Here is a 21,031-nt window from a genome sequence, read left to right on the forward strand (position 1 = left end):
GCCTTAAAATGCAGATTACTTTTTAACTCAAAATCTAGTTCAGCTTTAGACACAAAGCGTCCTGCTTTAAATAGCATTTGACGACAATAGTAAATACCACAATTTGTCAACTTATTTGCTTCTGTGCATAGGTATTCAAGCACAGCCATTACTTCTGAGGTATTCTTGACTAGGTGTTGTTGTTAAACTAAGCCAGGTAAGTTACCCTACCCAACTCGTCTTCAGAACCGGACGTGAGACTTTCACCTCCAAATCGGCTCCTCTCTTAAACGTCCCTTGTCATGGGTACATCCCTGCCTTAATACCAACATATCGTCAACCCATATATAATCTTCAGGTAAAGCCTGTAACTTCGGTTTTTGATATGTCTTTTTATCCAAGGCAGTTTTAGTATCGTGGCAATGTCGGTGCAACAGTTGTTTATTTTTATATGTGTTGTCACCACCTTTAGACCGAGGTTTTATATGGTCTATTTCCATAAGGTCGTTTGGTCTAAAAGTTAATCCACAAAATTCGCATTTACCTTTTTGCCGTTTTAACAGCGTTGTGACTTCTTTCCTTACGCCTGGGTATTTGCCGATTCTATTGCTCCAATAAGTCCAGTCACCGTCGTAGGGTGATTTATTACCTTTTACTTTGATGTGTCTGATAATAAGTACATCTGAGTGTAGGTTTAGTATATATTCGCCATCGTTAAGTACCCAGTTTCTGGTTCCTTTTGCTTTGGGGAAATACTTTTCTTTGACCCAGGTGGCGGACTTGTTTGGATGCCTTCTACTTGCCCATCTCCATAATCTTTTCCATAGAAGATTATCAAGTCTGCTGAATATTGTTTTACTGACTTGCGTTGAGAAATAGTTAGCCCATCCTCTTATTACCGGGTTTAATTTGGTTATTAAAGCTTTAGTGGATACAGTTTTGTGAGAGTCACATATATCCGCCAGCTTCCGATAATGAGTTTTGATACTCTTGGAAGATGGTTTAATCAGCGTTTTAAACCCTTGTTCGGTTGACTTTACTTTCCATTGCCTGATTGTGAATCCTAAAAAGTCAAATCCAGGTTGGCCCCCTTCATATCCTTCTAAGGTATGGGCAATTTTGGTTTTTTCTGGTTTTAGTTCTAATCCTATCTGGTTTAACCATTCCTGTATTACGGTTTTTGCTTGCAGCACTACTTTGATGTCTTTGTGTAGGATTACAAAATCATCAGCGTAGCGTATTAAGGATAGTCCTTGCTTATTGTCTCGCTTTTTACCTGGTAAGGTTTCTGCGAATTTATTTAAGCATTCTTCCATACCGTGTAGGGCTATGTTTGCGCTTTTTGGGTGATATGACCCCTCCCTGTGGTGTGCCTTCCACAGATTCTAAGAATTGATTGTTGTCGAATACTCCAGACTTTAACCATTGATTGATTAATCGTCTATACGGGGATTTTCCAATCTTTCTTAGCAGTGCATCATGGTTAATTCGGTCAAAACATTTGGATATGTCAGCATCTAAAACATATTTAGGCTTGTGTTTAATACTGTCAAAGATGGCTTGTATGGCATCATGCGTTGACCGTCCTGGCCTAAAACCGTAGCTATTAGGTTCAAAACGTGCTTCCCATTCTGGTTCCATACCTAACTTCACCAGGGCTTGTAACGCTCTGTCGTACATCGTAGGGATGCCTAATGGACGTTTTTCATCTTTACCTGGTTTTGGTATATAGACCCTGCGGGTGGGGCTTGCTTTGAGGTGGCGTGATGAGAGTAGGTTCACCAAGTTGAATCGCTGCATTGGAGATAGATTCTTAATACCATCTATTCCAGCAGTTTTCTTTCCCTGGTTATCCTGTGTCACGCGTCTAACAGCTAGCAACCTTGCGTAATAACTTTTTAAAAGAAGTTTTTGGTATCTGTGCCGGAGTGCGGAGTTCGCCACGGCTGGATGCTCTGTAAATCAATCTTTGTAATTTGAACACAGATTTCTCTACCTTCTTCCAATTAATATCCTTCCATTTAAGGTTAGGATTGATTGAAACTTGTGAAGGTATGTCCTCTGTATCCCTTGCTACGCTTAAAAATGGCTTAGGGTTTCCTAATCTTCTTCTCAGTGTCTGAGCTTTATTCATTACTATTCATTGCCTTACATTACGTCTAACAGTGGGTACGTCAGCATAAAGAGCTTCTTACCCAATCCTACTCTCCCTAAAACCTACAACCGTTGTGCAGATTGACCTTGAATGGCTTCCTAAGATTTCGACCTATATGCTTAGGTGTCTTAGAGAGGTTTCCTCGTTCCCTTATTCCTTTATTACGACTGATTTAGTGGGGTAAAATCTCCCGGAGGGTGCTGAATGATTGTTGATATAAGCGATGACATACCTATATCCATTGATCCTCTGACTTCCGTCCTACACTCCATAGCTACCTTTGGGGTGGTCATGTATAACGAGAGTTTAATTACCTTCCTGTTTGTTCACTTGTCAGCCTCTGCTAGCGGTATCGTTCCTTGGTAACTGGTATTTTCCCGCATTTAGACCAGCTTCATCAGTTTGATGTTCAGTCTCCCTAATGTGGCCTATGCTGTCAACCCAACAACAAGGTGGATGGAATTTCACCACCAAGGTAATAAGAGTTTTCACAGGTCGAAGTTTTACTTCATGTTATGACCTGGAAGGTTAGATATACTTTGCTTTTAGTAGTTTGGCTAACCAACGAGTCGCACGACATCCATACATTAATTATCACCTCCTGTAGATATAATAGCACTATTAAACATAGTCTGTCTACAGATTGATGAAAAAACTAGACGAATATAGAAGAAATCCTCACTCAGTAACACTGATCAATTACCATTTTGTATTTTGTCCAAAGCGTAGAAAGCCAGTGTTGGTAGGAGACGTAAAACAACGGTTGCAACAGATTATTTTTGAGTTATGTACTGAGCATGATTGGAGACTAATAGCATTAGAAATAATGCCAGACCATGTACATTTATTTTTAGAAGTTGACCCAACTTTTGCACCCTCTGTCATTATCAAACGAGTCAAAGGTAGAGCTTCTCATTATTTGAGAAAAGAATTTCCTAGATTGCTAAAATTGCCCACACTTTGGACCCCTAGCTTTTTCTGTGCTACAACAGGAAATGCTTCAACGGAGACTGTTAGGAAGTACATTGAAAACCAAACCGGAAAGTAACACCGCTTTATTACCCGCGCGTCGTTATTCAACCAGGGGATAAATCTTTCGGGAACTTTCTGAGCGCCATTTTTTAGGTTTGCAAAAACTATAATATTTGAGATTTTAGGGACCTAGCTAAATATTTTATTTGGGATTTGTTTGAACTTATATTTGCTCTAGATCCCAGATTAACTTAATTCTTGACCAAAATAAACTGCAATAATTAAGTTGAAAGCACAAGGAGCGAGAAAATTAAGTACATAATCCATATTGGGAAACTATCCATTCGTGTCTGTACGAGCTAGCCTTGCATACAGACATTACTTCACTTAGTCTTTTTTTTTGCTGCGACAAACAAAATTTTTATAGCAGGGAACAGGGAATAGTTGTAAAAACATTCTCTAGTCTAAGATTCGTCATTAGTCTATGTCCTAACCAATTCTTTCTTAGCTATATGTTTATGATATAATGAGTTTAAAAAAATAAAGATCATTATTTCAGATAAAATACTGAAATTTATAAGTATTCAGTTTATCTTACTATTTATAGCGGTTTTCACAAAAGTAAACTACAAAACTTCGTCCTCTGCCTTCTGCCTTTAAGCCAAAATCTCTGTACTCTATGAAACATGAAGACTGCTATAGATAATGATTTTATTTGATTAAAAATGGTTGATATAAACTTAATTTAGATACATTTTGAATGATAAATGGCTAAAAATAGCTTAAAATATTCATTGATTGTAGAGCAAATTTAAAAGCTCAACAAAGGTAGTCAAAATTAATAATCTGATCGCTCTATAAAAAAAATCAAAAGCCCCAAATCATCAAAATATTAGCTATTAATTAATAATATAGAGCAGATTTAACTTTTGCTCCGGGAAGATATCTAGAAATAAAATATCTAGTGCAGGATGGCGGAAATAACTGACCAGTTACAAAATCCTAAAAGCCTTACTAAGCAATACTTTTGACTTTTAACTTTTGACTTTTAACTTCCGCGTAGCGGCACTAGACTTCTGCTGTTTGTATGCCTATAATTTATATAAAAATAAGTTGAACTCTTAACAAGAAGATAACAAGGACAAAAATTGATATGAATAAAAAAGATATTCGTAGTCAGGCTGCAAAAACATTTATTGAGAGCTTTGAGAAACAATTGGATAGCTATATTCAGGAACCCAACCATGAAGAGTCTAATTCCCCTCTTCAAGATACTGAAGAGTCCAATCAAAAATTTAGTTTATCAGAGTTAGAGGAAGCGATCGCTGACATAGACCAATATATGGAGACAAATCATCAAAGCCAACCATTATCGGAACAGGATTCAGAATAATATAATAACCTACCCCACTATTTTTCACAGGCTAATCTGTTAAATTAAAATGTGTCTGAAAAGTTTAATCTTTAGTTTTTAACTATCAAAATATTTAGGGTTTTTCGCAAAAATCTTATTACTGGAATAGGTTCATAATTTACTAATTTGATTGAGATTGACGTTGACGTTGAACTTCATACAAAATTACCGCTGTACAGACAGCAACGTTCAAAGATTCGACTTCATTACCCAAAGGAATCTTGACAGAATAATCAGCCAACTCAAGTAAATCTTGTGAAATACCAGAACCCTCATTTCCTAAGATTATTAATGTCGGTTTTCGTAAGTCAATTTGCCAATAATTTATAGTTGAGTTTGGTACTGTTGCTACAATTTGCAAACCTTGATTTTGTAACTTTAATACCTCAGCCTTTAAATTTTCAGAAATAGCCATAGGCAACTTAAACCATACCCCTGCTGAAGCTCTAACTACTTTAGGATGATATAAGTCCACACTATCTGCACTTAACCACAAACCATCTACATTTGTTGCTGTAGCTGTCCTGATGATAGTACCAAAGTTACCAGGGTCTTGCAATTTGTCCAAAGCAATTCCCAAACTAGGAATTTTGACATAATTTGTTGACTTTTGTGGTGCTATAGCTATTATTCCATCAGGATTAACTGTAGTAGTAAGAGATTTCAAAACTCTTTCACTTACCAATTCTATCCTTTGAGCTTTTTGAGATAATAATTCCCACAAAGATTGATGTCTTTCTTGCCATTCAGGCGTACAACATACAGTTAAAAGAGGATAACTTTTGTGGCAAGCTTCTTCTAGGATATGAGTTCCCTCTAATAAAAATAACTGCCTCTCCTTTCTTCCTTTAGATTGATGAAGCTTACGGATTTCCTTTACTAAAGGATTTTGTACACTGGTCAGCACTACTTATAATTTATTTTTTATCTAGTATTACTTATTTTATTTTTAATTTTAAGTATTACTTATTTAATTTTAATTTGAGGAGTGAAACACGAGAGGGATTTTTTCATTTTCCTATCTATTAGATTTTGATCACTAATCAAGAAATGCTGCATATACCTAGTGCAGGATGACAGAAATAACTAACCAGTTACAAAATTCTAAGAGCCTTACCAATCAATACTTTTGACTTTTGACTTCCGCGTAGCTGCACTAGATAATGCGGAACCCGGGACTTGAACCCGGAAGTCCTTGCGAACACTAGAACCTGAATCTAGCGCGTCTACCAATTCCGCCAGTTCCGCTAAATCACAATTTTTTATTGTTGCCGATCTACTCCAATTTGTCAATCACTTTAAATTAAGTTTTTTTTACTGCCATACTTTTGATAATTCAAACTTATAAGTATTTATAATAACCTTTGTAATTTTTAATCTTTTAAATTGTTACAAAATTTAATCAAATCAAGACTATTGAGAATATTCTCATTTATTTTTACCTATTTACGTCATTTGCTAAATTTGGTATAATCATGAACATTAATCTAAAATCTTGCAGAGCATTTTAACTTCACATAAATTAGGAGTGTATAAGTCTCATTCCACTGTTAACTTTAACTGCATAGATGGTTATTTCACCAACAGTAGATAGTTTTTTTAGTTTATAAAGCTTAACATTTTTTTTTACAGTATTTGACGAAATAAATTTTTTATGATATTCAACTGTACACAATTAATTACATATTCTTGAGCAAAATTGTTAAGTACTTTGAGAGAGATAGGTAAGCATTCAGGCGTGATCTATTAGCTATTAGCCATTAATTTTGGGTCTGCGTAAAAGCAACCTTTAAAATTGAGAAAGAATAAGAAGTTACTGCCAAAGTCCCCGGACTAAACTTTAGAAGTAATTATTCATTACTAAGTAGGTAGGTGAAAAAATTTATAAGTATGTCATTGCGACTGGAGCAGAGCGGAAGGAAGCAATCTCAAGGGTTTTAACTGCTTTAAAATTTCGTTATATAGTGATGTTTATTAACGCCTACCTAGGGTTTGCTGAATAAAATCTTTTTGCTGAGGTAGGAGACAGGAGACAGGAGACAGGAGACAGGAGAAATGGTATGGGAGCGAAGAGGTAGGAGTAAGAATTTTCCCAAGATTGTTCTGCCATAATCATCCCAAAATACTAGCATGCATGAGCTTTTTCCATCTAAAAGCTGGTACTTTTTAAAGGCCCCAAAAAGGCTAAAACCTTTATCTGTAAATACTTTTAGATTTAATCAGCAAGCCCTACCTACTTAATTGCTGATAGCTGACTGGTATTGGTATTTAATTCTCAATATGAATCTCATCTAAATCACCATTTTGCTTCCTTTTATCTGAGGATATATTTTGATGAAAAACATAGGGAATTAATTTTGTCTACTTGCTTATATAACATTAAATAATTCCATACTTCTCGAAGCCTATTTTGAATTACAAATACAGTGCATTCCAGGTTTATGCAATACAGTAGCATTAGCTTTTTAAATAGTTTTTGAAGTATGGGGGTTAAGTTTTCATTCTTATTCAGCCAATCTACTATAATCACTCTACTACACTTACATGGAATAGGCTCCGTGTACAGCTACATCTAGAAACTGATTTATTTTCATATCTTAGTTGACAACTGCTCCCTAAATATTGGCAGAATATATGGCTATTAAGAGTCAACTTCTTCTAACTTAATGACCAAAAAAAATATCTTTCATTAATTGATAATTGATAATTACCTCTGGTTAAAACCGAGAGGATTGAATATCAGGAGATATTATTTTTTTTTCCTTAAAAGGGGAGGCTTTACACCAGAATTGTTTAATAATTAATAATTAATAATTAATAATTCGGTAATTTTTAAACTTAATTATTACTTAAATCGGGAAATACTTCTCGGACAGCAGGATGAACCAAAAAATGGTCTTTAACATTCAAACCCTTAGCCAAGGCGGGATTTTTTTCTAAAGCCTCACTCCCATAATTAGCTAACTGTAATACATAGGGCAAAGTACTATTATTCAGAGCTTGAGTAGCTGTCCAGGGAACTGCTCCAGGCATATTAGGCACTCCATAATGTAGAACTCCCGATTCCACATAGGTAGGATTTGTATGAGAAGTTGGACGTAGAGTTTCCACACAACCACCTTGATCCACAGCTACATCAATAATCACAGACCCAGGACGCATCTGCGCTACCAAACTTTTAGTTACTAAAACTGGAGAACGACGACCAGGAACTAGAACTGCCCCTATAAGTAAATCGGAATCTACAATAGCTGCTTCAATAGCAGAAGAACTGCTGTATAACAAATCCACTCTAGAACCAAATAGAGTCTCCAGATAAGCTAACCTTTCCACATTTATATCAAAAATTTGAACCCTTGCGCCCAAACCAACAGCAATTTTCGCTGCTTCTGTACCAACAATCCCACCTCCCAGAATCATCACCTTACCAGGCATAACACCAGGAACTCCGCCTAATAGTAAACCTCTACCACCCTGTTGCCTTTCCAAAAATCTCGCCCCAAACTGCACAGAAAGACGTCCAGCTATTATACTCATGGGAGTTAACAAAGGTAACTTATGGTCAGGTAGCTCCACTGTTTCGTAAGCGATCGCCGTCACCCCACTTTCAATCAACCTTTCAGTTAGCTTCCGGTCAGCAGCCAAATGTAGATAAGTAAACAGGATTTGTCCTGATTTGAGAAATTGGTATTCTGATGATAGAGGTTCTTTTACCTTCACGATCATTTCACAATTCCAAAGATCCCCAGCATTTTGTAAAATTTTGGCCTTTGCTTGGATATAATCCTCATCACTAAAGCCTGCACCCAACCCTGCTCCTGTTTCAATGAAAACCTGGTGACCAGCTTCAATACATACCCTGACACTTGCAGGAGTTAGTCCTACACGAAACTCTAGATCCTTAATTTCCTTGGGAATACCTATCTCCATTCACCACCTCTATATTTTATAGTCGAAAATATAACCTTATTCTGACTGCTTTAAATCTAACTCAAAATTGATTAAGCAATTATTTATAAATAGGGCATATTTTATCACTTATACACCGTATTAACTAGAACTTGCTGAATAAATGGAAAAAGCTTATTGGGTAAAGATCTGAGGCATCATCAAATCAGTAATAGTGCGCTATTTTTAGCTAAAATCTAGCAAAAATCAGGCATCTATGTTGTAAGCTGTTGTACATTTAAACCACTTATACCATTTCTTAAAAAGAATACTATACTTACGCAAGACTTCAATGATTAAGTAATTAGTAGAATTAAATAACTTTTTGAGCGATTATTAGCTAGTATATGTGTATTATTCTTATGTTTACCACTCCGCTAGTTCCCCACTTTTATACTCCCCTGCTCAAGAAAACATAGAAAAGTTATTGATATTTGCTATTATTTGTTGTGTTTTTAATTAAAAGGACAACCCTGATTACTTCTGACTTCTGACTTCTAACTTTTGACTTCGTTAATATCTGCCTTGCTTGAATAATTTTGCAATACTACTCCGATTTTTTCAGCAAACCCCAATTATTCCGGAGGCATCTAATTTTTTTTTGCAACTTATATTAAGAAATAGGATTTGTCAACCCCTAGACATCTGCTAACTTTCCAGTACAATCAGAAGCAAAAATTGAAATTAATAAATTAGGTAATTGAGGGAGGACAGAGCCATCAATCAACCATCAAATTCAAAAGAGAACCCAAAATCATCCCCTATCAACCAGTCAATACTGAAAATTTGTGGTCCATCTCATCTTAAAGGAAACATAAATATCAGTGGTGCCAAAAATTCTGCTCTAGCTGCGATGGCAGGAACATTGCTTTGTTCAGGCACTTGTCGGTTACGCCAAGTTCCTTCTCTGGCAGATATTAATAGAATGGGACAGGTTTTATCTGCATTAGGAGCAAAGTTAGAACAGAATGGTAATACTTTAGATGTTGATGCGAGTAATTTAGATACTACTGAAGCTCCTTATGAATTAGTTAGACAGTTACGTGCTAGCTTTTTTGTTATAGGCCCTATTCTGGCCAGACTAGGAGTAGCCCGCGTACCATTACCAGGTGGATGTGCTATTGGTGCTAGACCTGTAGATCTTCATGTTCGAGGTTTACAAGCTTTAGGAGCAGAAGTTCATATTGAGCATGGTATAGTCAACGCCTATATTACTGGTAGTAAAAAAAAGTTACAAGGAGCAAAAATATATCTTGACTATCCTAGTGTTGGAGCTACTGAAACATTAATGATGGCAGCAACCTTGGCTGAGGGAGAAACCATCATTGAAAATGCAGCTCAAGAACCAGAGGTAGTAGACCTAGCTAATTTGTGTATAGCTATGGGGGCTAATATTATTGGTGCTGGCACAAAGAGCATAATTATATCTGGAGTCCCTAAGCTACATTCTGTAGATTACACTATTATACCTGACAGAATAGAAGCTGGGACATTTTTAATCGCTGGTGCTATTACTAATTCAGACATAACTATTTCACCAGTTGTTCCTAAACATTTAAGTGCAGTTATCTCCAAACTTGAGTCAGTAGGAGTAAATATCAGACAAGAAGTGCCCGGAAGCTTACGCGTTATGCCTAGTAAAAACCTTGTCGCTACTGATATTGAGACTCAGCCATACCCTGGTTTTCCCACAGATATGCAGGCTCCTTTTATGGCCTTGCTAAGTGTGTGTTCTGGTAGTAGTTCTGTTACAGAGACAGTATTTGAGAATCGTATGCGTCATGTTTCAGAGCTAAATAGGATGGGTGCTAATATTAGGGTAAAAGGAAATCATGCCATTGTAGAAGGTGTGTCCAAGCTTTCAGCAGCTCCAGTAATTGGTACAGATCTTAGAGCTTCTGCTGCTTTGGTACTAGCAGCATTGGCCGCAGAAGGAGAAACTACTTTTCAAGGTTTACAGCACTTAGACCGAGGGTACGAAAAACTAGAAGTTAAACTTAAAAAGTTGGGAGCACAGTTGCAAAGAATAGATATAGATACAGAACATGAAATATTGCAGACTTCTGTTTAAGCTGATTTAATTTTTCATAAATAATGTGAGTATTCCATCTCATTCTTGTCCCCATTGCGGTGTTGTGATTGACTGCGACTTGAATGCAGCAATAAATATAAAAAATAGGGCGGCAGGGCATTCCGTCCTTAAAGTTCGTGGAGTCCGACGGGGTACCGGAACTGCAAAATTAGAAGCCCACACTATAGCTTCAGCTTAGTGTGGGAGTATGTCACAAGCTTATAGGTATTTACCGACAAAGGTGATTGACTACTCCCCGCAGCTATTGCCGAGGGGATTCTAAGTTGATACTACGCAACAGGATAAATCCTTGTTGCTTCGTTTTTCCTTAGCTGACCAAAGATATATTCTTTGGGGACAAGTCAAAGTGCCCCTACACAGTCGGCTTAAGTTTAACCCTAGCCTTCTGCTTACTTTTGTCTAAACATTTGTATATTTAAGATAATAGCATAGGACAACTAAAGTTGTCTAGTCTAAACGACTCGCTTGTTTTCATCCCCCGGTTAAAACACGCTTGCTCTCAACGTCGCTTTTCGGTAAACAAATAGTTAGAAGAGTTTCAGAATGTTGGCGCATGTTGGTTAGCTGCATTAAAAGATTGGTCAAAACACCCTGATAAATATTTAGTCCAACCAAAGATGCCTAAGTATAAGCATAAAGAACGGGGTAGAAACGTTGTGATTTCTCCATCAAATGCGTTATCTAAACCTGCTTTAAACAAAGGAATAATTAAACTTTCTACTTCTAGTATTGAATCTCCTACTTTTGTTAATAATATTAACCAAGTTCGTATTGTACCGAAGCTAAATTGCTATGTTATAGAAGTTGTTTACACTGTTTGTGATGTAGAACAAAAACAATCTAATTACGTTGCAGTTATTGATTTAGGATTGACTAATTTAATGGCTATAACTTCAAATCAACCAGACATAAAACCTCTGTTGGTTAATGGTAGACCTTTAAAAAGTATCAATCAAAATTTTAATAATAAACTGGCTAAAGCTCAATCTAATAAAAGCTTGGCGACAAATAAAGGAACTTAATTTCAAGTGGGATAACCGAGTAAATAATTACCTACATGCAGCTAGTCGTAGAGTGATTAATTGGTGTGTAAAAAATGATGTTTCTACAAAAACAAACTATCCTTAACTTTGAAATAGTTGAAGCAGAAATTATTCTGCTCAAATTGTGCTAAAATCATAGAAACTATGACTAACAATTAACAATATATGGTTTTGGCAACAATACCCTTAATTGGCTTAAAAGCAGATAATTTTCGGCATCCATTAGATTTAGAAGCAACCAATACTATCAAACAACTGCCAGGCATAGATTTATTAGTGAGACAATTATTGGGACCATTAGGAGAGCAATTTTTCTACATGGAAAATATTGCATCCAGTGTATTAGTAGGCAAAGATCAATTACCACATTTATACAAAATACTATTAGATGCTTGTCAGACACTTGATTTAGAACCACCACAATTATATGTTCGTCAACATCCTACTCCCAATGCTTATACATTTGCCATGCGAGGTAAACAACCTTTCATTGTTGTTCATACATCTTTGATAGAGTTACTGAACTTAGAAGAAATTCAAGCAGTATTAGGCCACGAACTAGGACATCTTAAGTGTGAACATGGAGTATACCTCACTTTAGGTAATCTAATTGTACTAGCTGCTGGACAAATTTCGACATGGGGTAGCATTATAGCTCAAAGCATACAAAATCAAATACTAGAATGGGTAAGGTGTGCAGAATTTACTTGCGATCGCGCAGCTCTATTAGCAACACAAAACCCAAAAGTAGTGGCATCAGTTCTGATGAAGTTGGCAGGTGGTTCTCCGAGTATATCAACTCAACTTAATGTTGATGCTTTTTTAGCCCAAGCAAGAGCTTACAAAGAATTTAGTCATACGGAACTCGGTGAAGCTTTAAGGCAAATTCAAACAGCCCAACTCACTCATCCATTACCTGTATTGCGTGCTAGAGAGATTGATAAATGGTCAAGTAGTCAAAAATATCAGGATCTCTTGCAAAATTTGACAAGAAGTGATTATAATAGTAACAATAAGGGCGGGTGGCGAAATTGGTAGACGCACCACACTCAAAATGTGGCGACTTCGGTCGTGAGAGTTCGAGTCTCTCTCTGCCCACTTCTACTAAAGTGAGGTGATATTTGTAGATATGGCACAACGGTTAAAAAGATGGGAGTCTCCTCGTTACCAGGGAAGAAATATTAAGGGAAGAGGAGGAACTGCGAGATTAAGACAAGTCAAAAAGCAACAACAGCAACTAAGAAGAAGTCTAAAAAATCAGAAAAGTGGGAACCAAGGTTCCCATTTTTTTTATTTGAGCCTACATTCCGCACGACAAAATGTAGTATGCAAAGATGGTAAAACTTGAGTAAGTATTTAGACTGATAGCCCACATTCTGCACGTCAAGTTGTAGCATTAAAAGTAGTATAAAACGGCAGCTTGGTAGGTATTTATACTATGTAGCTCCGATTCATTGACGTTTCTGATTCGTCAAATTCTCAGGAAAATATTAAGCATAAATACTCAATTACTTACTCCTATTGACCACTATAATTGTCTCCTGTCTCCTGTCTCCTGTCTCCTATTTTTATACTACACTTTGTCGTGCGGAATGTAGGTTATAAACATCTTTCTTAACATAAAACTTGACAAAAATATCATTTGATGTATTGGAGCTTGAACGCTCCTAGTGTCGTTGCGATCGCAACGACAAAAAACAACTTTTAGGAGTACACAAGTTAGTCAATTTGTCAAAGCTTGTAAAACCAACAAAATGCTCGTAAGCTTTTGATAATAGGCATTATCCACTTTTGTAAATAATTTTGCTTATAAAGCATAGGTTAAAACACGGGGGCTTTCAACGTCGCTTTTCGGTAATCCATCTGCTTTGTTAAAAATAGTTTTGTAGTATGCTTGTGGTGCGGAATGTGGGATTTAACTCAAGAAAGATGCTTTTTATTTCTATTTAGAATTGGTAGCTGTGGACGAGAAGAGTTAGGCGGTAGATAATATTCTGGAATAGGAGTAGCTCCATCTATCTCAGAACGCTTTAACAACCAGAAGCGTAATATGATAGCGATTCCTACTGTACCCATCCCCAGAAAAAATAGAGACCAACTTGCCCCTAAACCACCAATAACAGCATCAACCGATCCTACTGTCACAAAAAAGCTTGCTAAAGGATCTTTGCGATAAGCAGCTTTCAAAAATTTGGGCCATAAAGTATTTATCATAAACTTAATTTGATACAACTTCAATTTACTCGTAATTTTCTTGCATTCCAGGGAATTAAGCTGATTGTCTAATAAATTCCCTTTATATTTATATCCTTAATAGATAGTTCATAAAAATATGGTCAAATATGACATATCCTTATTTTGCAGGTGTTATTCTGACTGGGTGAACTACAACACCCTCTATCCCATAGTCAAAGACATTTGGGACTGCTTTTTTCATTATGTTTAGAGAACCGTTGACATCAGCATTGATTAATCTTTTGCTGGCGGTACGATACAAACCTCTTTTTATTCTTTTTCCTGAGAAAGTGACTTGATTTTTCTCACCTTCCTTGTACACTGGAATCAAATCATTATCTATAAAACTTGATGCGGAGGTGTAAGATTCTTCTGTAATAATTACATTTATGCCTACCATCTTTGCTTTATAAGATAACATTTCAATTAACCTGTTATAGGGCACACAGACAAAATTTTGATTGTTTCTTTTCCCTAAACTTATCTTCTGCTTCCAGTGTTCATTATGCCCGATTATCAATGTTCCTATTTTCTGATTAATCAGGGTATCAATAATTAAACGAGACGCTTTATGAAGATAGTCATTGATTTTAAATTCTCTTTTATTGCAAAGTTTTTTCAGTCTTTTGCTCGATTTATTTTCCCGGAGTTGAGGCTGTAGGAAGCTCTTAACTTTGTTATAGTATTGATTGATAGATTTTAACGGTCTGCCATTGATCAAGAGCGGTTTGATTCCGGCTTGATTAAAAGTTAATGTAGCTAGATTGTTTAATCCTATATCAATACTGGCACAACGATTTTTTTCTAGCTCGTATTGTTTTTCAGTGGCTTCATAAACCACCTCAATTACATAATGGTTAAGTCTGGGGACAAGACGAACTTGTTTAATTTGTGAAGTAGGTACTAATGTTTTTAGATAAATCCCTGTTTTACTGGGATTAATAATTCCTTGTTTTAACTCCTTCTTGCTGATGGCTTGTGTGGTATAAACCACAATATTTCTTCCCGTTACTTTATTTTTATATCCAGGAAGACGAGGACGAAATTTAAACTTTGATGGGTTATTTTTATAAACTTCGTTTGCTGCTAAAAAGCTCTTCCAGTTTCTATCTAGTATCATCAATATTTGTTGAGATACTTTAGCTGGAATTTCTTGATAATCTAATTGAGTAGAGAGTGTTTTTTGCAGGTCATAATAAGAAAGATAAGTATTTTCAAATATAAAAGACTGACGAACTAAGTAATTAGAATAGTTATAGAGATTTTTAGACAAGAAACACAGTCGGTCAATTTCAGGATAAAACCGATGATTTTTTTGAATAATATGTCTCTCAACTAATCTCATAAATCAAGGGGTGAAAATTATATTAGGATTCGAGGATTTCGGAATTTTTCTGATTATTTAGTCTGAAACTCAAGTGCCAATTTCATTATACTATTAAACCTTTGGCCTTGGAGTGATTAAATTTTGTCAAATATAAAGGCGCTCTTTTGTATAAATCAACGAAGATATTTGACATCACTTGACTATATATGACTATATTTATGTATAACTTTTATTATACTAATAACTAACTATACTGTCGTATTACACTTTAAATCAGTATAGAAATTGTTGGTAAGTTTTTTACCGAAAAATTGGGTTTAAAGCCTCGCCCTTGTAGGGCGACTTTTTATTTGAGCATACAAGTGAATTGAATATATGCTATTGTGTCATTAGTTGCCGGGGGGCACTCGGAAACTCTAAACGGACGTGGAGGGAAGCGTTAGACTACCGCCAAGGAAGCAGCACCCTGTGTTAGCGACAGCTATGCGAAGCAAAGCGTCAACCCGCCGAGGAGCTACGGCTTAGTAGGAATCCCCGCGCCTTTAGGCCGGGGAGGATGTCAAAATATAAGGCTTACCAACAATAGACTTCTAGTATATTTTTATTACAGATAGACTTTTGTAGTGAAGTTCTCTCCCGTTAAATCGGAGATGATCCCTGGAGACCCCTTGCTGAGTCAAGTTGGTTTAATCTCTATTATAATAAGTAGCCTTCTCTATAATTTAGGTATAGCTAAAACTTTAATTGAGACCTAACCAAGATAGTAAACCTTCTCCAGTAAAGTATTCAATTGCTAGAGTTAATACAAAGCCAATCATAGCTGCTCTACCATTCAGACGTTCTGAATATTGGTTAAAACCGAATTTTGGTTCATCCAGATTAGGTTTCGTAGTAGGCTGTGGTTGTGTCATAATTCAATCGGTCTCGAATTTAATAACGTTTACAAATAGAGTTGTTTGTTTACAATTCTTAAATATATTTTAAAAGGAGTTGACCTACAGTCAACCATAATTTCCAAAATTTGATCGAATATTCGTAGAAAGCCCCCATTGTAATCTTTAATTCAGAATCTTATAGGAATATCGGTCCACATTTCTCATATTGCTCAAACATCCGCATAAATGCTACAGTCTTAAATATATATAGGCTATTGGTCTAGATTGTGTCCGCCCCAGTCTCTTGGTGGGGAAACTCTAAAAATGTACGCGAGAAAAAAACCACCTATAGCGTTTTCTTTCAAGGGCAAGTCGTGAGTATATTAAAGCATTGACAATACATAAGCATAAATATGTCAAACTTATCAGACCTACCAACTGCTGTTAAACAAGTAGCCAATGCACTCCGGTTCGGCGGATGGGCTTGTTTTTGGTCCCAACTTGTATTGGGGGTAATTTCAGGCATCATCTTTTTATTTGCTGTTGTCACCTTACCTGGTCAAAAAAATCAAACAGGTACAGGAGGTGGCCTATTTTTTGCGGTTTGTGGGCTTTTGGTATTGGGATTTAGCATTTACCTCTCATTCCGTCACACTCGTTTGGCAAGACAATTACAATCGCCCACACCTTCTTTAAGGCCAAGCAGGGCAGATACAACTCAACAAGTGAAAAGGACTTTAATTACTAACTTGGTTGGGATGGCCTTAAGTTTATTAGGAGCAGAAGCAATTGGAGGTATTTTATTAGGCAAATCATTCGTTAGTGGATCGTTTATGTTTAACCCTACAGAACTAGGAGAATTTACAGTAGATATTTTTATAGTATTGGGTAATACTCACATAATTGTGGCTCATTTTATCGGAATTGTTGTAGGGCTATTTTTACTTGATCGAGTTTACAAGTAGTCATTAAAATTGTATTTTTACAGCGCAATTCATTTTAAGTAGACTACAAAATTACTTTGGGGTAGGGGAGTAGCGGTTTGACTTTGCATTGGCTTTAGCGTTAGCTGCTCTCTAAGAGGTATTTAACTCTGGAAGAATCAGATGCAACGAAATGCTAACAAGAAGAGAAAGTAGGGAATGGTGCTTTGGCTACTGTAGTCTATATATTTGAGAGTTCCTATAAACTATAGTCAAGAATTATTTGAGAAAAAAATTTGTATATTCAGTTATGGTTTTGTAGAATTGCACTTTCTATTGATACTTTAACTGGATTATTAATTTGTAACCAATTAATCTATCTATTTAATCTATCTATAAAATTTACCTAAAATTAATTATATTATTAAGTGGGGCTTGCTGATTAAATATCACGCGCATTTACTGATATTGGTTTTAGCATTTTTATGTCTTGAAAAGGTGCAAGGTTTTTGGCTATTGTAGCCTCAAAATGCTAATACTTTTCCCCTGACGATGCCAAATTTTTGGCCGTAGCAGATAGTCTAAACTATTCCCTGTTCCGTGTTCCCTGTTCCCTATAATCACCATCAGACTTTTGAGCGCAAATCCTAAGTGTTGTAAAAAAAACTATTTCGCAATAGATGAATTAAAGGTTACTCGTTAGAAAAATTTGCCAGGAAAAGAAAAAACTGAAATATTTGGAAACTTGTATAAAAAATAAAAATTAAATCTTCGCACTTCTTATATCCGGAATCAACACGAAATTCCAGAATAAATTACTTAGATTACTCCTATTAAGTATACATAAAACTAAAACCCTAATTATGGAATTAAAACCTAAATCTGGCTATAGTTTTTCTGGGCATATTCCTATAGAAATTGGTCAATATGATTGGCGATCGCTACTGAGTAATATCGAAGCTGAAACTTATACTAGCCAAATATATAGTGTAATGTTGACTGACATAAAAACTTCTCTAGAAGAAGCAGTAGCTCAAACCCAAGCTCAAATAAAAGTGTTAGGACTAGAAGCAATAAAACTCAGCCTAAAAAACTTGACTAGAACATTAATACCAGAAAAAAACACATTTTCAGCAGACCCAATTTACTCTCATTCTGACAATATGAACGAGCAGAAAGAAAGTATAAATTACCAAAAAATGAATCAGGAACAGTTAATCCAAAATCATCAAAATCAGCCTCAAACACATATGAGTACCAACCTAACTACTACCATAGAATCAGAAATTACTACTGAATCAACCTTAGTATCCATAGATTCCCACAACATGGAAACTAATCTCTCAGAAAATAATCAAAACTCCTCAGAAGAGTTACAACCACAAAATAATCGAAGAAAACGGCAAAAAAAACTCACAAAAGCAGAAAAAGCAGCCTTATTAGTTCAAGAAAGAAATACATATTTACAGCAACTAGGGGAAAAATTACAAAAAGCACGAAAAATGCGTTGTTTATCTATGAAACAAATTCATAAACAAACTTTTGTACCCCTTCATTATCTAGAAGCAATAGAAAAAGGCAAAACAGACGAACTACCAGAAGATGTATATCTTCGAGGATTCATCTTTCGTATTGGTAACGCTTTAGGATTTGATGGAGTAGCTTTAGCAGAGGCTTTACCTACATCCGATCCACTTCAAAGCTTAATACCATCTTGGTCTAACTCCAACAAGGACATTGGATTAGGTATAGGTCCCATTCATCTATATATAGGTTATACAGCTTTAATGGCCGGTGCAGTAGGTGGACTAAATTGGATATCTCAACAACCAAGTCCAGGAGCAAATCTTACTCCAGATAAATTAGAAACTCCTGATTCAGTTGCTCACTCAGATAAACATTTAGAAACTACTCAAACACCAGGATTAAAATCTACTAAAGGTAGTGTAGTAGTTGGTTCCGATCTTGCTCCGCCAGAAACAATGATGTAAGCATTCAGCATTCAGCGGTCAGCTATCAGCTATGAGTTATTAAGTCACTATCACACCAGAGGAAGAATTACTCTCTAAAGAGAATTAAAACTTATGTTTGCGTAGCATTCCGCAGGAAATAAAAAAGCTATGAGCTAACTTTACTAAGTCCTGTACCTTTAAAAGCTGTTTGCCCAGAATTCCGCAGGAAATGCTGACTGCTAATAGCTGAATACTTACATCAGGAGAAGGTTGTTAACATTGGACTACAAGGTTATCTCTATGTACTACTGTGTCAGATCCTGTATAGCCCAAAATATCAGGTATATCTTCTGAACGACAACCTAGAATTTGTTGCAATTCAGTATTGCTGTAGTTCACAAGTCCCCTAGCTATTTCCTCGCCTTCTTCATTGCATAGTTCTACAGCATCCGATGGATAAAACTCTCCTTCCACTTGAGTAATACCAGCAGCTAGTAGAGATTTACCATATTCAGAAATTGCTTGAACTGCACCCATGTCCAGATACAGCTTGCCCGCAGGTACTAACATATTGGCAATCCAATGTTTGCGGGCATTTACTGGTTGTGGTTGAGGTTCAAACTGAGTCCCAATAGATTCTCCATTCAGGATTTTTTGTATATTTTCCGGAATTTGGCCATCAGTAATAACGGTTCGTACTCCTGCTGCTGTGGCAATTTTGGCAGCTTCAATTTTCGTAATCATTCCACCAGTTCCCCGTCCACTAACAGAATCTCCAGTTTCAACTTGAAATTCTTCGAGTTGTTCTATTCGCTCTACTAAGGTAATAGGTAAAGCATCTGGATTATTTCTAGGGTCGGCAGAATATAACTTGTCAACATCGGTTAATATAAATAACCAATCAGCTTCTACTAGACCAGCAACTAAAGCTGATAGAGTATCATTGTCCCCAAATTTCAGTTCTTCCACAGCAGTAGTGTCATTTTCATTCACAATTGGGACTACACCTAGTCGCAACAATTGTTGAAATGTATTGTAAGCATTGACATAACTACTACGTCGTGCAAGCTCGCTCCTGGTAAGTAAGATTTGGGCAATTGTTTGTCGCAAAGATGTAAACAAGTCTTCATAAACTCGCATTAGTCTTCCTTGACCCACTGCTGCTACTGCTTGCTTCATGGCAATATTACGAGGTTTTTCAGTTAGTCCTAAGCGATCGCAACCTACACCAACTGCTCCAGAAGAAACTAAAACTACTCGATGTCCTTGAGAACGTAGATTGACAATAGTCTCGATCAAGCTAGCAATGGTGGATAAGGCCAAATTTCCAGATTCAGAACGAGTCAGACTGGAAGTGCCTATTTTAATTACTATTGTTGTCATCGAAAAATATTGAATTAATTTTTGATTGCTTCGACTCTTAGAAATTACCTCAAAATTAGAAAACACCAAACCCTTAATAAATAAGAGATTGGCGTTTTCAGATTTTTATATTTAAGGTCTTTATATTTGCTGACCCCAATTTAATTTTTATTGAAGTTAATTATTCCATAGAATTTTAGTAAATTCGGAAAATTGTAATATTTTCTTTATATTTGAGTATAATTTCCAGGTATAGTGACAGTCATACTGATGAAATATTCAATTTTAGATTTTCAGGAACAAGACTAACCACAAATCTAATCAAAGCGCTCAAATCCCTTAAATGGTTAGTCCAGCCTACTTAGCAAAGGGAGTATTTTTCAAGCTTTTCCTGTATTGCCTCTACTAAACTCCCGACTCGTAACTCAAAAACTGATAACTGAAATGACCTTTCCTTCCACTGCCATATAAGATAAATTTGCAAAGACTGAACAAAAAAATCTATATAAATCGTGATGTAGCTGCTGCACCCCCCATCCCCTCCCGGGAGGGTAGCAAGAGGGGTGGGTGAGGATTAATGGCCGTGGGGCACACGGTTAAAGAAAAGCGCACCGCCTGCGCTGAGGTTTCCTTAGCGTAAAGACGGAGCAAGAAAGCTTGTGGAGATGGTAGTAACAGGAGTGCAACTCAACTTGTTTTGATTTGTTGCCTAGTTAAGAATCGCGGTTAGCGCAGCTTCGCGTTAGCAAAACAA

General features: G+C 36.3%; 15 protein-coding genes, 2 tRNA genes and 1 pseudogene. 10 read left to right on the top strand and 8 right to left on the bottom strand.

What is annotated here, in order from left to right; translation table 11 throughout:
• Positions 1 to 201 precede the first annotated feature (201 nt).
• Positions 202 to 2,113, bottom strand: a pseudogene (gene ltrA / locus F6K54_RS01760) (group II intron reverse transcriptase/maturase).
• Positions 2,114 to 2,780: 667 nt separating this feature from the next.
• On the opposite strand from ltrA, the gene tnpA reads away from it, so the two are divergent.
• Together tnpA and F6K54_RS01770 are read left to right on the top strand one after the other, a co-directional pair.
• The gene (gene tnpA / locus F6K54_RS01765) at positions 2,781 to 3,182 is read left to right on the top strand and encodes an IS200/IS605 family transposase (RefSeq protein WP_293073633.1); all 402 of its coding nucleotides are present in this window, start codon (positions 2,781 to 2,783) and stop codon (positions 3,180 to 3,182) included.
• A 1,077-nt stretch (positions 3,183 to 4,259) separates the two neighbouring features.
• A complete protein-coding gene (locus tag F6K54_RS01770; RefSeq protein ID WP_293073636.1) occupies positions 4,260 to 4,499 on the top strand; it encodes a hypothetical protein in 240 nt (79 codons plus the stop codon).
• Between the two features lie 142 nt (positions 4,500 to 4,641).
• On the opposite strand, the gene F6K54_RS01775 is transcribed toward F6K54_RS01770, so the two are convergent.
• The 3 genes from F6K54_RS01775 to ald all read right to left on the bottom strand — a co-directional run bounded on the left by F6K54_RS01775 (position 4,642) and on the right by ald (position 8,450).
• Positions 4,642 to 5,427, bottom strand: coding sequence for an RNA methyltransferase (locus tag F6K54_RS01775; RefSeq protein ID WP_293073639.1), 786 nt, complete (start codon positions 5,425 to 5,427; stop codon positions 4,642 to 4,644).
• Positions 5,428 to 5,684: 257 nt separating this feature from the next.
• Positions 5,685 to 5,768: transfer RNA gene (locus F6K54_RS01780), tRNA-Leu, on the bottom strand.
• A 1,590-nt stretch (positions 5,769 to 7,358) separates the two neighbouring features.
• A complete protein-coding gene (ald, locus tag F6K54_RS01785) occupies positions 7,359 to 8,450 on the bottom strand; it encodes an alanine dehydrogenase (RefSeq protein ID WP_293073642.1) in 1,092 nt (363 codons plus the stop codon).
• Positions 8,451 to 9,168: 718 nt separating this feature from the next.
• On the opposite strand from ald, the gene murA reads away from it, so the two are divergent.
• The 6 genes from murA to F6K54_RS01815 all read left to right on the top strand — a co-directional run bounded on the left by murA (position 9,169) and on the right by F6K54_RS01815 (position 12,951).
• Entirely contained in the window at positions 9,169 to 10,539 is a 1,371-nt protein-coding gene (murA, locus tag F6K54_RS01790; RefSeq protein ID WP_375341944.1) for a UDP-N-acetylglucosamine 1-carboxyvinyltransferase, read from the top strand.
• A gap of 25 nt (positions 10,540 to 10,564) precedes the next feature.
• Complete coding sequence (locus tag F6K54_RS01795) at positions 10,565 to 10,738, top strand: hypothetical protein (protein ID WP_375341945.1); 174 nt, start codon at positions 10,565 to 10,567, stop codon at positions 10,736 to 10,738.
• Between the two features lie 439 nt (positions 10,739 to 11,177).
• On the top strand, positions 11,178 to 11,582 hold the full coding sequence (locus tag F6K54_RS01800) for a hypothetical protein (RefSeq protein ID WP_293073645.1): 405 nt from the start codon (positions 11,178 to 11,180) through the stop codon (positions 11,580 to 11,582).
• A 186-nt stretch (positions 11,583 to 11,768) separates the two neighbouring features.
• Complete coding sequence (locus tag F6K54_RS01805; RefSeq protein ID WP_293073647.1) at positions 11,769 to 12,641, top strand: M48 family metallopeptidase; 873 nt, start codon at positions 11,769 to 11,771, stop codon at positions 12,639 to 12,641.
• Positions 12,620 to 12,701, top strand: a tRNA-Leu gene (locus tag F6K54_RS01810). The genes F6K54_RS01805 and F6K54_RS01810 overlap by 22 nt, the downstream gene beginning before the upstream one ends.
• Before the next feature lie 16 nt (positions 12,702 to 12,717).
• Positions 12,718 to 12,951, top strand: coding sequence for a hypothetical protein (locus F6K54_RS01815; RefSeq protein WP_366558024.1), 234 nt, complete (start codon positions 12,718 to 12,720; stop codon positions 12,949 to 12,951).
• Between the two features lie 572 nt (positions 12,952 to 13,523).
• On the opposite strand, the gene F6K54_RS01820 is transcribed toward F6K54_RS01815, so the two are convergent.
• The 3 genes from F6K54_RS01820 to F6K54_RS01830 form a co-directional block, all read right to left on the bottom strand.
• Complete coding sequence (locus F6K54_RS01820; protein ID WP_375341946.1) at positions 13,524 to 13,817, bottom strand: hypothetical protein; 294 nt, start codon at positions 13,815 to 13,817, stop codon at positions 13,524 to 13,526.
• A gap of 139 nt (positions 13,818 to 13,956) precedes the next feature.
• On the bottom strand, positions 13,957 to 15,183 hold the full coding sequence (locus tag F6K54_RS01825; RefSeq protein ID WP_293073649.1) for a transposase: 1,227 nt from the start codon (positions 15,181 to 15,183) through the stop codon (positions 13,957 to 13,959).
• A gap of 722 nt (positions 15,184 to 15,905) precedes the next feature.
• On the bottom strand, positions 15,906 to 16,076 hold the full coding sequence (locus F6K54_RS01830) for a hypothetical protein (protein WP_202224614.1): 171 nt from the start codon (positions 16,074 to 16,076) through the stop codon (positions 15,906 to 15,908).
• Positions 16,077 to 16,453: 377 nt separating this feature from the next.
• Here F6K54_RS01830 and F6K54_RS01835 point away from each other — a divergent pair, with 377 nt between their 5' ends.
• Both F6K54_RS01835 and F6K54_RS01840 read left to right on the top strand, forming a co-directional pair.
• Positions 16,454 to 17,005, top strand: coding sequence for a DUF3611 family protein (locus F6K54_RS01835; protein ID WP_293073658.1), 552 nt, complete (start codon positions 16,454 to 16,456; stop codon positions 17,003 to 17,005).
• Between the two features lie 821 nt (positions 17,006 to 17,826).
• Positions 17,827 to 18,954 (top strand): helix-turn-helix transcriptional regulator, encoded by a 1,128-nt coding sequence (locus F6K54_RS01840; RefSeq protein WP_293073661.1) that lies wholly within the window; start codon positions 17,827 to 17,829, stop codon positions 18,952 to 18,954.
• 234 nt (positions 18,955 to 19,188) lie between these two features.
• Here F6K54_RS01840 and proB read toward each other — a convergent pair whose 3' ends face one another.
• Entirely contained in the window at positions 19,189 to 20,298 is a 1,110-nt protein-coding gene (gene proB, locus F6K54_RS01845) for a glutamate 5-kinase (protein ID WP_293073664.1), read from the bottom strand.
• Positions 20,299 to 21,031: the final 733 nt, after the last annotated feature.

Origin of the sequence: Okeania sp. SIO3B5, from assembly GCF_010692555.1 — a bacterium.
Classification (GTDB): domain Bacteria; phylum Cyanobacteriota; class Cyanobacteriia; order Cyanobacteriales; family Microcoleaceae; genus Okeania.

Bases quoted from the DNA above. Each gene is read 5' to 3' on its own strand.
- tnpA (WP_293073633.1), top strand. From the start codon at position 2,781: ATGAAAAAACTAGACGAATATAGAAGAAATCCTCACTCAGTAACACTG.
- F6K54_RS01770 (WP_293073636.1), top strand. From the start codon at position 4,260: ATGAATAAAAAAGATATTCGTAGTCAGGCTGCAAAAACATTTATTGAG.
- ald (WP_293073642.1), bottom strand. From the start codon at position 8,450: ATGGAGATAGGTATTCCCAAGGAAATTAAGGATCTAGAGTTTCGTGTA.
- F6K54_RS01800 (WP_293073645.1), top strand. From the start codon at position 11,178: ATGCCTAAGTATAAGCATAAAGAACGGGGTAGAAACGTTGTGATTTCT.
- F6K54_RS01805 (WP_293073647.1), top strand. From the start codon at position 11,769: ATGGTTTTGGCAACAATACCCTTAATTGGCTTAAAAGCAGATAATTTT.
- F6K54_RS01820 (WP_375341946.1), bottom strand. From the start codon at position 13,817: ATGATAAATACTTTATGGCCCAAATTTTTGAAAGCTGCTTATCGCAAA.
- F6K54_RS01825 (WP_293073649.1), bottom strand. From the start codon at position 15,183: ATGAGATTAGTTGAGAGACATATTATTCAAAAAAATCATCGGTTTTAT.
- F6K54_RS01830 (WP_202224614.1), bottom strand. From the start codon at position 16,076: ATGACACAACCACAGCCTACTACGAAACCTAATCTGGATGAACCAAAA.
- F6K54_RS01835 (WP_293073658.1), top strand. From the start codon at position 16,454: ATGTCAAACTTATCAGACCTACCAACTGCTGTTAAACAAGTAGCCAAT.
- F6K54_RS01840 (WP_293073661.1), top strand. From the start codon at position 17,827: ATGGAATTAAAACCTAAATCTGGCTATAGTTTTTCTGGGCATATTCCT.
- proB (WP_293073664.1), bottom strand. From the start codon at position 20,298: ATGACAACAATAGTAATTAAAATAGGCACTTCCAGTCTGACTCGTTCT.